General features: G+C 68.9%; 14 protein-coding genes. 6 read left to right on the top strand and 8 right to left on the bottom strand.

What is annotated here, in order from left to right; all coding sequences use genetic code 11:
- Positions 1-6 precede the first annotated feature (6 nt).
- Together cysC and cysD are read right to left on the bottom strand one after the other, a co-directional pair.
- Positions 7-1,965 carry an adenylyl-sulfate kinase gene (gene cysC, locus ON41_RS11720; protein ID WP_040747593.1) on the bottom strand — a complete coding sequence of 653 codons (1,959 nt, stop codon included), beginning with the start codon at positions 1,963-1,965 and terminating at the stop codon, positions 7-9.
- Positions 1,965-2,870 carry a sulfate adenylyltransferase subunit CysD gene (cysD, locus tag ON41_RS11715; RefSeq protein ID WP_040747625.1) on the bottom strand — a complete coding sequence of 302 codons (906 nt, stop codon included), beginning with the start codon at positions 2,868-2,870 and terminating at the stop codon, positions 1,965-1,967. Before cysD ends, cysC begins: the two co-directional genes overlap by 1 nt.
- 187 nt (positions 2,871-3,057) lie before the next feature.
- Here cysD and ON41_RS11710 point away from each other — a divergent pair, with 187 nt between their 5' ends.
- Entirely contained in the window at positions 3,058-3,873 is an 816-nt protein-coding gene (locus ON41_RS11710) for a helix-turn-helix domain-containing protein (protein ID WP_246829504.1), read from the top strand.
- 142 nt (positions 3,874-4,015) lie between these two features.
- Positions 4,016-5,101, top strand: a complete 1,086-nt coding sequence (locus tag ON41_RS11705) for a hypothetical protein (protein ID WP_157185435.1) — start codon at positions 4,016-4,018, stop codon at positions 5,099-5,101.
- A 237-nt stretch (positions 5,102-5,338) separates the two neighbouring features.
- On the opposite strand, the gene ON41_RS11700 is transcribed toward ON41_RS11705, so the two are convergent.
- On the bottom strand, positions 5,339-5,938 hold the full coding sequence (locus ON41_RS11700; RefSeq protein ID WP_040747590.1) for a TetR/AcrR family transcriptional regulator: 600 nt from the start codon (positions 5,936-5,938) through the stop codon (positions 5,339-5,341).
- Between the two features lie 113 nt (positions 5,939-6,051).
- Between ON41_RS11700 and ON41_RS11695 the strand changes: the two genes are divergently transcribed.
- Positions 6,052-6,885, top strand: a complete 834-nt coding sequence (locus tag ON41_RS11695) for an alpha/beta fold hydrolase (RefSeq protein WP_040747589.1) — start codon at positions 6,052-6,054, stop codon at positions 6,883-6,885.
- Here ON41_RS11695 and ON41_RS11690 read toward each other — a convergent pair.
- The 3 genes from ON41_RS11690 to ON41_RS11680 form a co-directional block, all read right to left on the bottom strand.
- Positions 6,879-7,742 carry an alpha/beta fold hydrolase gene (locus ON41_RS11690; RefSeq protein WP_040747624.1) on the bottom strand — a complete coding sequence of 288 codons (864 nt, stop codon included), beginning with the start codon at positions 7,740-7,742 and terminating at the stop codon, positions 6,879-6,881. The genes ON41_RS11695 and ON41_RS11690 overlap by 7 nt on opposite strands.
- A 72-nt stretch (positions 7,743-7,814) precedes the next feature.
- Positions 7,815-8,180 (bottom strand): hypothetical protein, encoded by a 366-nt coding sequence (locus ON41_RS11685; protein WP_040747588.1) that lies wholly within the window; start codon positions 8,178-8,180, stop codon positions 7,815-7,817.
- A gap of 113 nt (positions 8,181-8,293) precedes the next feature.
- Positions 8,294-9,337, bottom strand: a complete 1,044-nt coding sequence (locus ON41_RS11680) for a beta-ketoacyl-ACP synthase III (RefSeq protein ID WP_040747587.1) — start codon at positions 9,335-9,337, stop codon at positions 8,294-8,296.
- Between the two features lie 92 nt (positions 9,338-9,429).
- Here ON41_RS11680 and ON41_RS11675 point away from each other — a divergent pair, with 92 nt between their 5' ends.
- A complete protein-coding gene (locus ON41_RS11675; RefSeq protein ID WP_051161254.1) occupies positions 9,430-10,008 on the top strand; it encodes a TetR/AcrR family transcriptional regulator in 579 nt (192 codons plus the stop codon).
- 13 nt (positions 10,009-10,021) lie between these two features.
- On the opposite strand, the gene ON41_RS11670 is transcribed toward ON41_RS11675, so the two are convergent.
- Together ON41_RS11670 and ON41_RS42245 are read right to left on the bottom strand one after the other, a co-directional pair.
- Complete coding sequence (locus tag ON41_RS11670; protein WP_040747585.1) at positions 10,022-10,882, bottom strand: NAD(P)-dependent oxidoreductase; 861 nt, start codon at positions 10,880-10,882, stop codon at positions 10,022-10,024.
- A gap of 313 nt (positions 10,883-11,195) precedes the next feature.
- Entirely contained in the window at positions 11,196-11,357 is a 162-nt protein-coding gene (locus tag ON41_RS42245; RefSeq protein ID WP_169336478.1) for a hypothetical protein, read from the bottom strand.
- A 17-nt stretch (positions 11,358-11,374) separates the two neighbouring features.
- Between ON41_RS42245 and ON41_RS11665 the strand changes: the two genes are divergently transcribed.
- Positions 11,375-12,079, top strand: coding sequence for a hypothetical protein (locus ON41_RS11665; RefSeq protein ID WP_040747584.1), 705 nt, complete (start codon positions 11,375-11,377; stop codon positions 12,077-12,079).
- Positions 12,080-12,130: 51 nt separating this feature from the next.
- Complete coding sequence (locus ON41_RS11660) at positions 12,131-12,973, top strand: alpha/beta fold hydrolase (RefSeq protein WP_040747583.1); 843 nt, start codon at positions 12,131-12,133, stop codon at positions 12,971-12,973.
- The last annotated feature ends 341 nt before the right edge of the window (positions 12,974-13,314 follow it).

Genomic DNA, 13,314 nt, shown 5'->3' with positions numbered 1-13,314 from the left:
GATGTCCTACTCGTCGGTGGGCTGCAGTCGCAGCTCGCGGTGGATGCGGGCGGCGATATCGGCCGGATTGCCGTGCTCGGGGGTGATGACCAGATCGGCGTGCTGCGGCGGCTCGTACGGCGAATCGATTCCGGTGAAATCGCGCAGTTCGCCGCGACGGGCGCGGGCGTACAGACCCTTCGGATCGCGGCGCTCGCACAGCGCGAGCGGGGTGTCCACGAAGATCTCGTGGAACGGCAGTCCCCGGTCGCCGTGCACGGCCCGCGCCAGCTTCCGCTGAGCGGCGAAGGGGCTGATGACCGACACGATGGCGGTCACCCCGGCATCGGCGAACAGCGCCGCGACCTCCGCCACCCGCCGGATGTTCTCCCGGCGATCGTCGTCGCTGAAGCCCAGGTCGGCATTCAGCCCGTGCCGCAGATTGTCGCCGTCCAGCAGGTAGGCCGGCCGGCCCGACCGGACCAGCAAGCGCTCCAATTCGACCGCGATCGTGGACTTTCCGGACCCGGACAGCCCGGTGAGCCAGATGGTGGCGCCCCCGTGCGGGCGCTCCGCCCTGGTGACGGCCGAGCTGTGCCAGACGACGTCGGCGATCGCGCGGCGACCGTCCGCAGTCTCCCGCGCGCTTTCTTCCGTACCTGCCCGCGAGTTCCCTTCCCCACTTGCCCGCGAGTTCCCTTCCGCATTCTCCCGTGGGCCCGTATCGCGGGCGAGGATCATTCCCGCCGCCACCGTTTGATTGGTCGCCTCGTCCACGAGGATGAAGCTGCCCGTGCGGCGGTTGTCGCGGTAGGCGTCGAACATCAGCGGCGTGCGGCTGCGCAGCGACAGGCGCGCGATGTCGTTGAGCGCCATACTGTCCGCGTCCGCCACCCGGTGCAGGGTGTTGACGTCGAGCCGGTAGTCCAGGCCGGTGACCTCGACCTTGCTCGCCTGGGCCGCGGTGCGCAGTTCGTATCCGGCCCCGGGCCGCAGCACGGTGTCGTCGGAGAACCAGCACACCATGGCGTCGAGGTCGCGATCCAGATGCGGCCGATTCCCGGGGCGCGCCAGCATATCCCCGCGCCCGACGTCGACCTCGTCCTCCAGCGTCAGCGAAACCGCCATCCCGGTGAACGCCTCGTCCACCTTGGTCCCGCCCGGACCCCAGATGCGATCGACCCGGGTGCTGCGGCCCGAGGGCAGCACGGTGATCTCGTCTCCCGGCTTGAAGATGCCGCCCGCGACGGTCCCGGCGTAGGTGCGGGGCGCGGCTGCGCCCGCCTCCTGTCCCGGCCGGATGACGTACTGCACCGGCAGCCGCGCGTCGATGAGATTGCGGTCCGAGGCGATGTGCACCTCCTCGAGGCGGTGCAGCAGCGGCGGTCCCGCGTACCACGGGCTGTGCGGCGACGGATCCACGACATTGTCGCCGTGCAGCGCCGACACCGGCACGAAACTCAGGTCGCCGACGGTCAGCTTGGCGGCGAAATCGGCGAATTCCGTGCGGATCTCGTCGAATCGGCTCTCCGACCAGTCCACCAGGTCCATCTTGTTCACGCACACCACCAGGTGCGGGACGCCGAGCAGCGCGGCCAGGAAGGCGTGCCGGCGGGTCTGCTCGACCACGCCCTTGCGGGCATCGACCAGGATCAGCGCCAGATCCGCCGTCGACGCGCCCGTCACCATATTGCGGGTGTACTGCACGTGGCCGGGGGTGTCGGCGATGACGAACTTCCTTCGCGGCGTGGCGAAGTAGCGGTACGCGACATCGATCGTGATGCCCTGTTCGCGTTCGGCCCGCAGCCCGTCGGTCACCAGCGCCAGATCCGTGGCGGCGTCGCCGCGTTGGGCGCTGACGCGCTCGATCGCCGCCAGCTGATCGGTGAACAGATTCTTCGAATCGAACAGCAGCCGGCCGATCAGGGTCGACTTGCCGTCGTCGACGCTGCCCGCCGTCGCCAGTCGTAACATGTTGCGGCTCATCAGAAGTAGCCCTCCCGCTTGCGGTCCTCCATGCCCGATTCCGAGATCCGGTCGTCGGCGCGGGTCGCGCCGCGCTCGGTGAGCCGGGTGACCGCCGTCTCCGCGATCACGGCCGCCGGATCGGCCGCGGTGCTCTCGACGCAGCCGGTGCAGGTGGCGTCGCCGACCGTGCGGAAGCGGACGGTCGCCTCGAACGCCTCCTCGTCCGGGCGCTGCGGCAGGAACCGGTTGGCGGCCAGCAGCATTCCGTCGCGGTGCAGCACCGTGCGGCGGTGCGCGTAGTACAGCGACGGCAGTTCCACCGCCTCCCGGTCGATGTACTCCCAGATGTCGAGTTCGGTCCAGTTCGACAGCGGGAACACCCGAATGTGCTCGCCCGGGCGGTGCCTGCCGTTGTAGAGGTTCCAGATCTCCGGCCGCTGCGCCCGCGGCTCCCAGGCGCCGAATTCGTCGCGGAAGCTGAACACCCGCTCCTTGGCGCGCGCCTTCTCCTCGTCGCGCCGGGCGCCGCCGAACACCGCGTCGAACCGGTGCTCGGCGAGGGCGCGCAGCAGCGTCGTCGTCTGCAACCGGTTGCGGCTCTCGCCCGGCCGCTCCACCGAGCGCCCGGCATCGATATCGTCCTGCACCCGCGCCACCAGCAGCCGCGCCCCGACCCGCGCCGCGGTGCGGTCGCGGAAGTCGATCACCTCGTCGAAGTTGTGCCCGGTGTCGACGTGCAACAGCGCGAACGGCGGCGGCGCCGGCCAGAACGCCTTGCGCGCCAGCTCCAGCATGACCGCCGAATCCTTACCGCCGGAGAACAACAGCACCGGCCGCTCGAAGGTCGCCGCGACCTCCCGGAAGATGTGGACCGACTCGGCCTCCAGGGCCGCCAGATGTGACAGCTCGTATCCCGTCCGCATCACCCGCTCACTCACCGCGCCGACATTCGCCCACCGGGGTTGCGGTGTCGAATATTCGACGCTATCGTTCGATATTGTGACACCGACGATAGGCCGACCGCGGCGCGCCGGTCAAGAACCTGTTTCAGAAAATGGGTCGGCCGCGCCCGATTCCGCCGCGTCACCACCCACGCACCGCGTGGTCCGGGTGATCGAGCTGCTGTCCCGCCGCCCCGCCGACCACCTGTCGCTGGCGCGCATCGTGCGCGACACCGGGTTGTCGCGCGCCACGGCGCACGCGGTGCTCACCCAGCTCACCGCCGACGGCTGGACCGTGCGCGACGGCGACGGCAACTACGGCCTCGGCCTGGGCATGCTCGCGGTGGCGCGGCGCGCGGAAGAGGCGTTCCCGCTGCGCCGCCTCGCCGTGGAGCCGATGCGGGATCTCGCTGCGCGCGAACGGATTCCGGTCTTCCTGGCCGAGCGCGACACCGGCGCCATCGTCATCACCGAGGTGATCGGCGACCCGTCCGTGCCGTGGATCCGCGCGGGCCGCCGGCTACCCCTCGCCCCGCCCGTCGCCCGCGAATTCGTCGCCTGGGCGCCGGATTCCGAGCGCGCCGCCTGGCTCGGCCACGCCGACCCGGCCCACCGCGAGCGCCTGGACGCGGTCCTCGCGGAGGTCCGTGCCCGCGGCTATTCGGTGGAACGCCTCGCCGACGAATCGGCCCCGATCCTGGAAGCCCTTGCCGCCCTGCGCAATTCCCCCGTCACCGACCCCCTCCGCCACCGCCTGGGCGGCATGATCGCCGACCTGATCACCATCGACTACCTCCCCGACGAACTCGGCGCCGAAAACGCCGTGGTCACCGTCGCCGCCCCCATCACCCTCGGCGCCACCGTCACCGCCGCCCTGGTCGCCTGCCCCGACACCCGCCTGTCCGCAGAAGCCCTGGCCCACTTGGGCACCGCCACCAAATCAGCCGCCGACACCCTCACCGCAGCCCTCGACGCCAGCCGCTGAGCCACCTCCATGAAATGGATCCGCTTCACCGCTGAACCGGATACCAGCGGATCGCCAGGCACGGTCGGTGTATCGACCGATGTACGGGGTCAGGGATCGAGCAGGCTACTCAAAGATGGGAGCCCGCCAGCAGTACGCGAGGATGGACATCGTGCATGCGGATGGCCGAACCGAGGCGTACATGGCCGAGGACCGCAAGAACATGACCGAGTCGGCGTGCGTCTTTCTGGACGGATGGCTGGCCGGCATGGGAAGCGCGTTGCAGCAGTGGCGCCGTTTCTACCTGCCCGCGGACTTTCCTTTCGACTTCACCCTCGACTCGCTGGACGCGCTGGAACCGGTCGTGCTCGCGCGCTATCCGGACCAGACGGCCATCGGTATCGAGGACAACGCGGAGTTCACCACCGGTACGCTGCGATACGTCGGTGAAGTCCTGTTGCGTGTCGCGCCGGCCCGCTGGGGTTATCAGGATCGTGCGGATGACGACCTCAACCCCTACTGCGCCCCGGTCATCCGCCCCAACGCTCCGGCGGAGTTCGCGAACGGTGTGATCCTGGAATTCTTTCTGCATCAACTGGTCCGAGATCGAGAACGGGGCACCCTGCGGAAATCCGCCGCTCAGCTGCGGGAAACCCTTGCTATCTGCTGGGAAGCCGCGCGCGTGGACCCGCCCGCCCCGCGCGATGCAGTCCCTGGCTGGTGTGAATACTTCACACTCGACGAGTACAACAGGTTCGTCGCAGCGGTGGAGGCTGCCCTGGGTGCGTTCGGCGCCGACGGCCAGACTATCGACGCCGGCTACGTCAGCTTGGTTGCAGGCAATCCGAATCGCGAGGCGCATGATTTCGGCATACATGGGCTGGCCGAGCAGTGCCGGGAAAGCGAGTTCGAAGACTGGCCCGTTCTCTGCTTCTCCGTGATCGACGGTTACGTCATGGATCAGCCGCAGCGAGACTGGCTCACCCGAGTCTCTTTCACCCAAGTCGAGGATCGGCTGGAACCGTGGCTCGCCGATGGGCCCGAATGGTGGTTGTCCGAACCTTTGCCCGACCGGCAGGAGCAACCCTTCTGGATCCGGCTCGAAGATGGCAGATACCTCCACTTCCTCGCCACTGTCCCAGCGCTCGAGGGAATTCCAGAAATCACGACGTTCGTCCCCAACTCCGCGGTGCGGGCATGGAACATTCCCGTCGAGAAGCTCGTCCAGTGGGGGACTCGGCACCTCTGAGTCGCGCCGGCACGCATAGATCGCCGCATCAGGCAACGTTTCGGTACTTTCCGGCACACCCCCTTTCCGGCACACCACCCCCCTTTTTTCCGGCATGCTTTTGGCCGGAAACCACCAGCGCACCCACGGATCCCGGCCAAAAGCATGCCGGGAAATCGACTATGAGCCCACCGGAGGTGGATCGACGACGAGCCCACCGGACGTGGATCGACGACGAGCCCACCGGACCTGGATCGACTACGAGCCCGCCGGACGTGGTTTGCCCTGCCCCGCAGGCCAATCCGACAGCGTCCGATGCAGGGCATCGAGAATATGCCGCCACGACACATCCGTGGGCCGGGAATGGGCGAACCCACCCTGCGCCTCCAGCGTCGCGAACCCGTGAAATGTGCTGCGCAGCAAGCGAGCCGCGTCCAGCCCCTCGGACTCCCCCAGCTCGTACCCGCGCAGCATCGACTGCGTCAGCTCGATGCTCCGCAGCAGCGCGGGCTCGTCCCCCACCTCTGCCGGATCCATCCGGATCTGCGTCGCCGCGTACCGACCCGGATGCTCCAGCGCGTAGGCGCGGTAGGCGTCGGCGAAGGCGATGAGCGCGTCCTTCCCCGCCCGTCCCGCGATGGCGGTCCCGATCCGGTCGTTCAACTCGACCCCGGCCCGCAGCGCCACCCGCACCCGCAGATCGTGCAGATTGCGCACGTGCACATAGAGGCTCGGATCCTTCACGCCGAACCGGCGAGCGACCGCCGACAGGGTGAGGTTGTCGAACCCGATCTCGTCGGCAAGCTCCGCGGCCGCGTCGACCACGCGCTCCGCGGTCAGTCCCACCCGCGGCGACATACTCCACCTCCTGCCCATCGGACCGACAGTCGACCCTACTAGTCCGGAATCTACTGGCGACATCTTCCTAATATAGTTAGGCTATATCCTTGTTAAATCAGGAAGGAGGGATCATGCGATCCGCGACGCTGGCCGTCCCCGGGGCGAGGCTGTACTACGAGGTGCGTGGGGAGGGCCCGCTGCTGGTGCTGCTTCCGGGCGGCGGCGGGGATGCGAGTGCGGCCGACCCGCTGGCCGAGGCGCTCGAACGGCATTTCACCGTGGTCGCGCTCGAGCAGCGCGGCTACTCCCGCAGCACCCTCGACAGCGGGCGGCCCGAGACCCAGCGCGTCTCGGTTCAGGCCGACGACGTCTACCGGCTGCTGCGGCACCTCACGGATCAGCCCGCGGCGGTGTTCGGCACCAGCAACGGCGGCATCGTCGGGCTGGAGCTGCTAGCCCGGCACCCCGAAGCCGTCCACACCCTGATCGCCCACGAGCCACCATGTTTCGCGGTCCTGCCCGACGCGGTCGCGCATCGGGCGATGGTCGAGGAGGTCTACACGCTGTTCCGCACCGAGGGGCCCGCCGCCGCGGGAGCCCGGTTCCTCGCGGGCATCGGCGGGGCGATGAAGCCTCCTCCGGACCCGGGGGAACTCTCGCCGCGCGCGGCCGCGACCTGGGAGCGCCTCGCCGCCAACGGCCCGCTCATGATGGCGTACGAGTTGCGCGAATTCACCTCGTACCTCCCGGATTACGCGGCGCTGCGCCCGGTGGCCGAGCGGCTGGTCCTAGCCGTCGGCTGCGAGACCCGCGGCTGCCTGCCCTACCGTCCGGCGGTGGAGATCGCCGCCCGGCTCGGCCTCGAGGTCACCGAGTTCCCCGGCGCGCACAACGGCGCACGCACCGAGGCGCCCGAATTCGCCCGGCAGCTGACGGACATCCTGGCGGCGGTCACCGGTCAGTGACCGTCCAGCGCCTGCCGGAGGGTGTTTCCGAACGCCACCGGCTGTCCCGGATATCCGGAGTCGGGGCCCGAGAAGCCGCCGTGATGGCTCGGGAAGACGGTGACCGGACGGCCGAGCAGCGCGGCGAGGGCTTCGGACGTGCGCGCGGTGTAGGTGCCCGCGGACTCCTCGCCCACGCCGACCACGATGCGGGTGGGCGCCGCGAGCAGGGCCGCGATATCGGGCTCGTAGCTGCTCACGGCCCAGGACCGGTCCGACAGCAGCGGATCGTCGCGGGAACCGTCGTCCTCCGACGGCATCCCGAACATGCCGGGATCCGGGAAGGGCTGGGCGAAGTACTCGTCGGTGAACTCCCCCTGCCACGAGGTCATGGCGATGAAGGCCGCCATACCGGCGCCGAAACCCTTGGCCTCGTAGGCATCCCGGAATCCGGCGCGGGCGCGGTCGGCCGCCGCGGCGTCGGGCAGGACGGCGTTGAGCGGCGGTTCGTGGGCCACCAGGGTGATCACGTCGCCGGGATGGGCCGTCACCAGCGCGAGCGCGACCACGGCACCACCACTGCTGGCGAACATCTCGACCGGTCCCGCGCCCAGTTCCTCGATCACGGCGTGCACATCTTCCGCTTGCACGGTCGGGGAATGATCCACCCGGACATCCTTGCGCACGCTGCGGCCGAGGCCACGCGGATCGTAGGTGACCACGGTGCGATCCGGGAACTGCTCCACCAGCGCGTGAAACCCGGTGGCATCCATAGGCTGACCGATCATGAACAACGGCGGCCGCCCCTCGGTAGGCAGCGGCCCGTGCACGTCGTACACAACCTCGGCCTCGGGACTGTGAAGCGTATGAGTAGTCATGACACTCATGACGGTGCCCGCCCCGAGAACTAATCGGGGCCTGTCGTCTCGGGGACGACAGGCCCCGAACTCCTAGCTGTACTGCGAGAACTTCACGTCCAGGACCGCGCCCTGCAGGACGTTGGCGGTGCCGGAGACCTGGCCCGGGGCGAAGCGGTAGAGGACCGTGCCCGTGCACTCGGGCTTGTCCCCGGCGCGGGCGTAGACCGTCGCGTACAACGGGGTGGTGTTGGCCAGGTACACCGTCCGCGGCGCGTCGATCGTGATCACGTTGGCGTTGCAGGTGTTGTCGGCCGGTTCGGGAACCGTCACGATCGGCACGGTGTTCTCGAAGATCACGAACTGGTTGGCGGCCTGATCTTGCGCCCCGGACTGGCCGAAAGCGAAGAGCGAGGCCGCGACTGCCGCCAGTGCCGCAGTGACGGTGCGTTTCATCATCAGGCTGATTCCTCTCCAGGAGCGGGCTTTCCGCTCGTACGTCTATCACGGAAATCCGTTCCGTGGCATGGTGCCACGAAGTTACTCCACGGTGTAGGCGCGCGCCGAAACGATCAGTTCGCGGCGATCGGCGGCAGGTGCACGACCTGGCCGGCGTAGGCGAGCCCGGCCCCGAAACCCAGGAGCAACGCGGTATCTCCCGCCTTCGCGGAACCGGACCGGAGCAGCTCCTCCATCGCCATCGGGATCGATGCCGCGCTGGTGTTGCCGGTGCCGACGATATCGCGGGCGACCGCGACGGAGTCGGGCACGCGCAGCGCCCGGATCAGCGCGTCGGTGATGCGCATATTGGCCTGATGCGGCACGAAGGCGTCCAGGTCCTCGACGGTGACGCCGGCGTTGTCCAGCGCGTCCCGGCACGCCTTCTCCAGAAAGGTGACCGCCCAGCGGAATACGGCCTGGCCGTTCATCCGGATGTAGGGCCGCACCGTGGTCCCGCCACTCGCCTCGGCCTCGGCGACCTCGGCGAAGTACTCCTGGAAGTCCTTGTCCTGCTTGATCGCCGCGGTCTGGCTGCCGTCCGAGCCCCAGGCCGCCGGGCCGATGCCCTCGGCCTCCGCCGGGCCCACCACGACCGCGCCGGCGCCGTCGGCGAAGATGAACGCGCAGGTGCGATCGGCCGGATCCAGCAGATCCGACAACCGCTCCACCCCGATCACCAGCACGTAACGAGCCTGTCCCGCCCGCACCAGGGCCGCGGCGTCCGACAGCGCGTAGCAGAATCCCGCGCAGCCGGCCGAGACGTCGAAGGCAGGGGTGTCGTGCAGCCCGAGTTCGGTCGCCACCACCGCGCCCGCCGACGGGCCCAGCACCATCTGCGACGACGTGGCCAGCACCACCGCATCGATCTTCTCCGCGGCCAGCCCCGCCGCGGCGAGCGCCTCGCGGGCGGCCTCGGTACTCATCGAGACGATGGTCTCGTCCTTCTCCGCCCACCGGCGCGCGGCGATCCCGGACCGGGTCTGGATCCACTCGTCCGACGAATCGATCCGGTCGACGATCTCGGCGTTGGGGACGACGCGCCGGGGGCGGTAGACGCCGAGGCCGAGCAGCGCGGCGTGGGCAACCGGGGCAGCGGTGGCGATGTGGGCGGCCATGACTTCCTCTCTCCGTATGAACCGATTGGTTCATACGGAGATTACGTCTAGCATGGACCGATCGGTTCACACAAGGGTGGGAGGAGATTCCGTTGAGGACCGGACCGCGTGGCCGTCTCATCGAGAGCACCATCGCCACGGTGCAGGAACACGGCGTGCACGCGGCCGGGCTGAACGAATTGCTCAAGCGCAGCAACGCCTCTCGCAACTCGCTGTACCAGCACTTTCCCGATGGCAAGGGCGAATTGGTGGAGACCGCGGCGCGCATCGTGTCGCGCGTGGTCCATTCGCACGTGAGCACCGTGGCCGAGGCGCTGGCGCAGGCGACGTCGGTCGAGTGCTGGCTGGACGAGCTGTTCGCCTTCTGGCGCGATCCCCTCGAATCCAGCGACTACCGCGAGGGCTCGTTCATGATGGCCGCCGCGCTGGACGAGCTGGACTCCCGGGTGCAGGCCGCCGCCGGGCAGGCGTTCACCGACTGGACCGCCCGCCTCGCCGACGGCCTGGTCGCCGCCGGCGCCGAGCGGCCCGCCGCGGAGTCGGTGGCGAGCGTCCTGCTGTCGGTGATCGAGGGCGCCATCCTCCAGAGCCGCGCTCTCAAGTCCCCCCGCCCCTTCGACGACGCCCGCACCCAACTCGCCCTACTCATCCATCACGCCATCGGGCACTAGAGCACGCCGGCCCTCACACCAGACCCTCGAACATCCTCTCGGTGGCCTGGGCGCCGTGGCCGTCGGCGATCTGGCGGTCGACCAGGCCCTTCACCGGTCCGATGACGTCGAGGGCAACCCCGGCGTCGCGGCTGGCCCGCACGATGGCATCGAGGGCGGCCTTGGTGAACCGGAGGTCCTGGACCGGGCGGCTGTAGTCGCCGCTGTCGATCACGCGGCCCTCAGCGGTCAGGGACGGCATGATCGCCGACAACCACCGCCCGGCCCGCTCGCCGAACGCCTCGGCGGATCCGCCCGCCGAGCGCACCATGGCGGCCCCGTGCTGGAATCCGGCGAACATGATGTACATGCCCGCCAGCAGCGCGAAGTCGTAGAGCGACGCCAGGCCCGCGTCGTCGCCGAAATACTCCGCGGCGCCGAGCAATTCGAGCGCGGGGCGATGGGCGTCGAACACCGCCCGGGAACCGCTGTAGAGAATCGAGGAGCCGGGCTGCCCGATCATGCCGGGCGTGGCCATGATTCCGCCGTCGAGGTAGTCGATGCCGTGCCCGGCCGCCCACCGCGCCAGCTCCCGCGCGTCCTCGGGCGCCGTACTGGTGAGGTTGACCAGCGCGCGCCCGCCCAGTTCGCCCGCGATCGGGTCGAGGGTCTCGTGCACCGACGCGTGATCCAGCAGAACCGCCACGACCAGTCCGCCCGCACCCACCGCCTCGCGCACCGACCCCGCCCGGGTGGCGCCGGCCGCGACCAGATCGATGTCCTTGCCGGGGCTGCGATTCCACACCGTCGTCGGATGACCCGCCTTCAGGAAGGCCGCGGCCAGGGCACTGCCCATCGCGCCGAGCCCGAGCACCGTCACCGGTGTTTCCGTCATCACTTGCTCCTTCGGTTCGAGAGAGGTCTTCGGCGCGCGCTGCACCTAGGCTCACCCACACCTCACCGACCGGCAAGTACTTACAAAATCATCCGGTACGCACCCAGAGGTTTGTGAACAGCTCAGGGCCCTTCCGGAATCAGGGCGAACGAAAACCAAACCGTTTCGCAGGTTGATCCGAATACAAGGTGGTGTCCGGTGGCTGCCGAAAGGCCTGCCGGACACTGTCTCGGATACACCGGTACCGATGGGCGGACGCACCACGAGCCGCTTCCGCCCATCGGTGCTGGGCCGGAGCCGCTGTGGCGCGGGATCAGTCGGACGTGCCCTGCTGGTCGGCGACGCGGGCGTGCAGACGTTCGCGAACCTGGTCCGAGGTGTAGGCGCGGCGCTTGCGTTCGTTGCGCACGATCACCACTCCGGTCGCCGCGACACCGGCGGCGCCCGCCAAACCCAGCATTTTCCACCAGCGCATGCACCTAGGCTAGACGTGTGCCACGCGAATCGCCCTCGAGTATCGGCTTCGACGACGCGGTAGAACTCACGCGGACAGGAGATCTGTGGCTGTTCCGCGGTCACTCCGGCGCCGACCGCGCGATCCGGGGACTGACCAACAGTCCGGTCAACCATGTCGGTATGGCGGTGGTCGTCGACGATCTCCCGGCGCTGATGTGGCACGCCGAACTGGGCCGCTCCCTGCCGGATGTGTGGTCGGGCACCCATCATCGCGGCGCCCAGCTCCACGACCTGCGCGCCGCGGCCACCCGATGGAACGAGGTCTACGGCCAGCAGGCATGGATCCGCCAGCTCGACCGCCCCGTCACCCGCGAGATGGAGGACGCCGCACTCCGCGTCGTGGCCAGGCTCGACGGCACCCCCTTCCCGTCCACCAGCGCCTTGGCCGGACGCTGGTTCCTGGGCCGTGTCCCGGCCCCGAAGCGATGGTGGAAACGCCGGAACGCGAGCCCGGAACGCACACCGGCCGCCGCGGACCGCGAACCCGACCGCGCGAATCTGGAGAGCGCCTACTGCGCGGAAATCGTCGCGTTGACCTACCAGGCGATGGGCCTACTCCCCGACAGACCCGCGAATTGGTATGACCCGGGCCGCTTCTGGAGCGGCGACAACCTGCACCTCGCCGAGGACTACCACCTCGGCGGCGAGATCGCGGTAACCATGCCCGCACCCCCCGCCTGACGGAACATTCGTCCAAGACGGCCGTCCGCACCGGCGGCCACACTGAGCGACATGACCATCGAGGAATCGACCTTCCCGCTGGACGACGGCGATATGTACGTGCGGCAGGACGGCCCGCGCGACGCACCCGCGCTCCTGCTGATCCACGGTTCCGCGGCCTCCGCGCGCTCGTGGGACGCGCTGGTCCCGCTGCTGACGGAGTCCCACCGCGTTGTCCGGATCGACCTGCTCGGATGCGGCCGATCGGCCGAACCGGCGGACGGCAGCTACGCCGTCGAGGACCAGGCCCGCCGGGTCGGCAACGTCTTGGACCGGCTCGACATCGACAACACCGTGATCGCAGGCCATTCCAGCGGCGGCATGGTCGCCACCGCACTCGCCGCCCGGAACCCCGCCCTCGTATCGGCACTCGTACTGATCGATACCGCCCCGTCCGTGGACGCGGCCATCCCCCAGAGCATCACCATCGACCCGTCCCAATGGGACAACCTGACCGACGACCAACTCCGCCCGGCCATCGCCGCCGGATTCGCCGAAGGCTTCGAGATCCCCCGCCAATTCCTGGACGAACTACGCGGCATGACCATCCACTCGTTCCTGAAAGCAACCCGAGCAGCCACCGACTACCTCGCCCACCAACCCCTCCCCGACCGCCTCGCCACCCTCGACACCCCACTACTGGTGCTCTTCGGCGAGAAGGACCAGCGCGTCCGCCCCACATCGGCCGCCCGGTACCGCGCCGTCCCCGGCGCACGCATCGAAATGCTCCCCGGCAGTGGACATTCCCCGATCATCGAAAACCCCTCCCACACCGCCGCCCTACTCCTCCCCTTCGCCGCATCCCACACCGCCCGCCCGGAGAATTGGCGTCTCGCGCGCGACGACAGCGTGTGACATGGTGTGAATCACTCAGTGTGACAGTGTGTTCGACAACGCCGAGTGGTGAGGCGACGTGTACTCCGAACTCTTCATGCTCGCAGTGGGACTGCGCGGCAGAGCCGAAGCAAGGGAGTGGCACTCCTTGCGAGGGCAGTAACTCTGAGGGATGATGGCGGGCAATGGCGCAGGAACCCTTGGAGGGCAAATGATCTGAGTTGAGGCAGGACGTTCACTGCTTCTTGTGTGATGCAGCCCGCGGGGGGTCTTCGCATTGGATGTAGTGCCGTGAATCGCATGTTCAGGCGTGATGCTCGCAGCAGAATCGCCCCGTTACCGACTGCGCTCGGGAAACTCCG

The organism is Nocardia transvalensis NBRC 15921 (genome assembly GCF_000308875.1).
GTDB classification, from domain to species: domain Bacteria; phylum Actinomycetota; class Actinomycetes; order Mycobacteriales; family Mycobacteriaceae; genus Nocardia; species Nocardia transvalensis.
Note: the sequence above shows the minus strand (reverse complement) of the source record. Positions and strands in the feature narration are given on the sequence as shown.

Bases quoted from the DNA above. Each gene is read 5' to 3' on its own strand.
- cysC (WP_040747593.1), bottom strand. From the start codon at position 1,965: ATGAGCCGCAACATGTTACGACTGGCGACGGCGGGCAGCGTCGACGAC.
- cysD (WP_040747625.1), bottom strand. From the start codon at position 2,870: ATGCGGACGGGATACGAGCTGTCACATCTGGCGGCCCTGGAGGCCGAG.
- ON41_RS11705 (WP_157185435.1), top strand. From the start codon at position 4,016: ATGGACATCGTGCATGCGGATGGCCGAACCGAGGCGTACATGGCCGAG.
- ON41_RS11700 (WP_040747590.1), bottom strand. From the start codon at position 5,938: ATGTCGCCGCGGGTGGGACTGACCGCGGAGCGCGTGGTCGACGCGGCC.
- ON41_RS11695 (WP_040747589.1), top strand. From the start codon at position 6,052: ATGCGATCCGCGACGCTGGCCGTCCCCGGGGCGAGGCTGTACTACGAG.
- ON41_RS11690 (WP_040747624.1), bottom strand. From the start codon at position 7,742: ATGACTACTCATACGCTTCACAGTCCCGAGGCCGAGGTTGTGTACGAC.
- ON41_RS11685 (WP_040747588.1), bottom strand. From the start codon at position 8,180: ATGATGAAACGCACCGTCACTGCGGCACTGGCGGCAGTCGCGGCCTCG.
- ON41_RS11680 (WP_040747587.1), bottom strand. From the start codon at position 9,337: ATGGCCGCCCACATCGCCACCGCTGCCCCGGTTGCCCACGCCGCGCTG.
- ON41_RS11670 (WP_040747585.1), bottom strand. From the start codon at position 10,882: ATGACGGAAACACCGGTGACGGTGCTCGGGCTCGGCGCGATGGGCAGT.
- ON41_RS42245 (WP_169336478.1), bottom strand. From the start codon at position 11,357: ATGCGCTGGTGGAAAATGCTGGGTTTGGCGGGCGCCGCCGGTGTCGCG.
- ON41_RS11660 (WP_040747583.1), top strand. From the start codon at position 12,131: ATGACCATCGAGGAATCGACCTTCCCGCTGGACGACGGCGATATGTAC.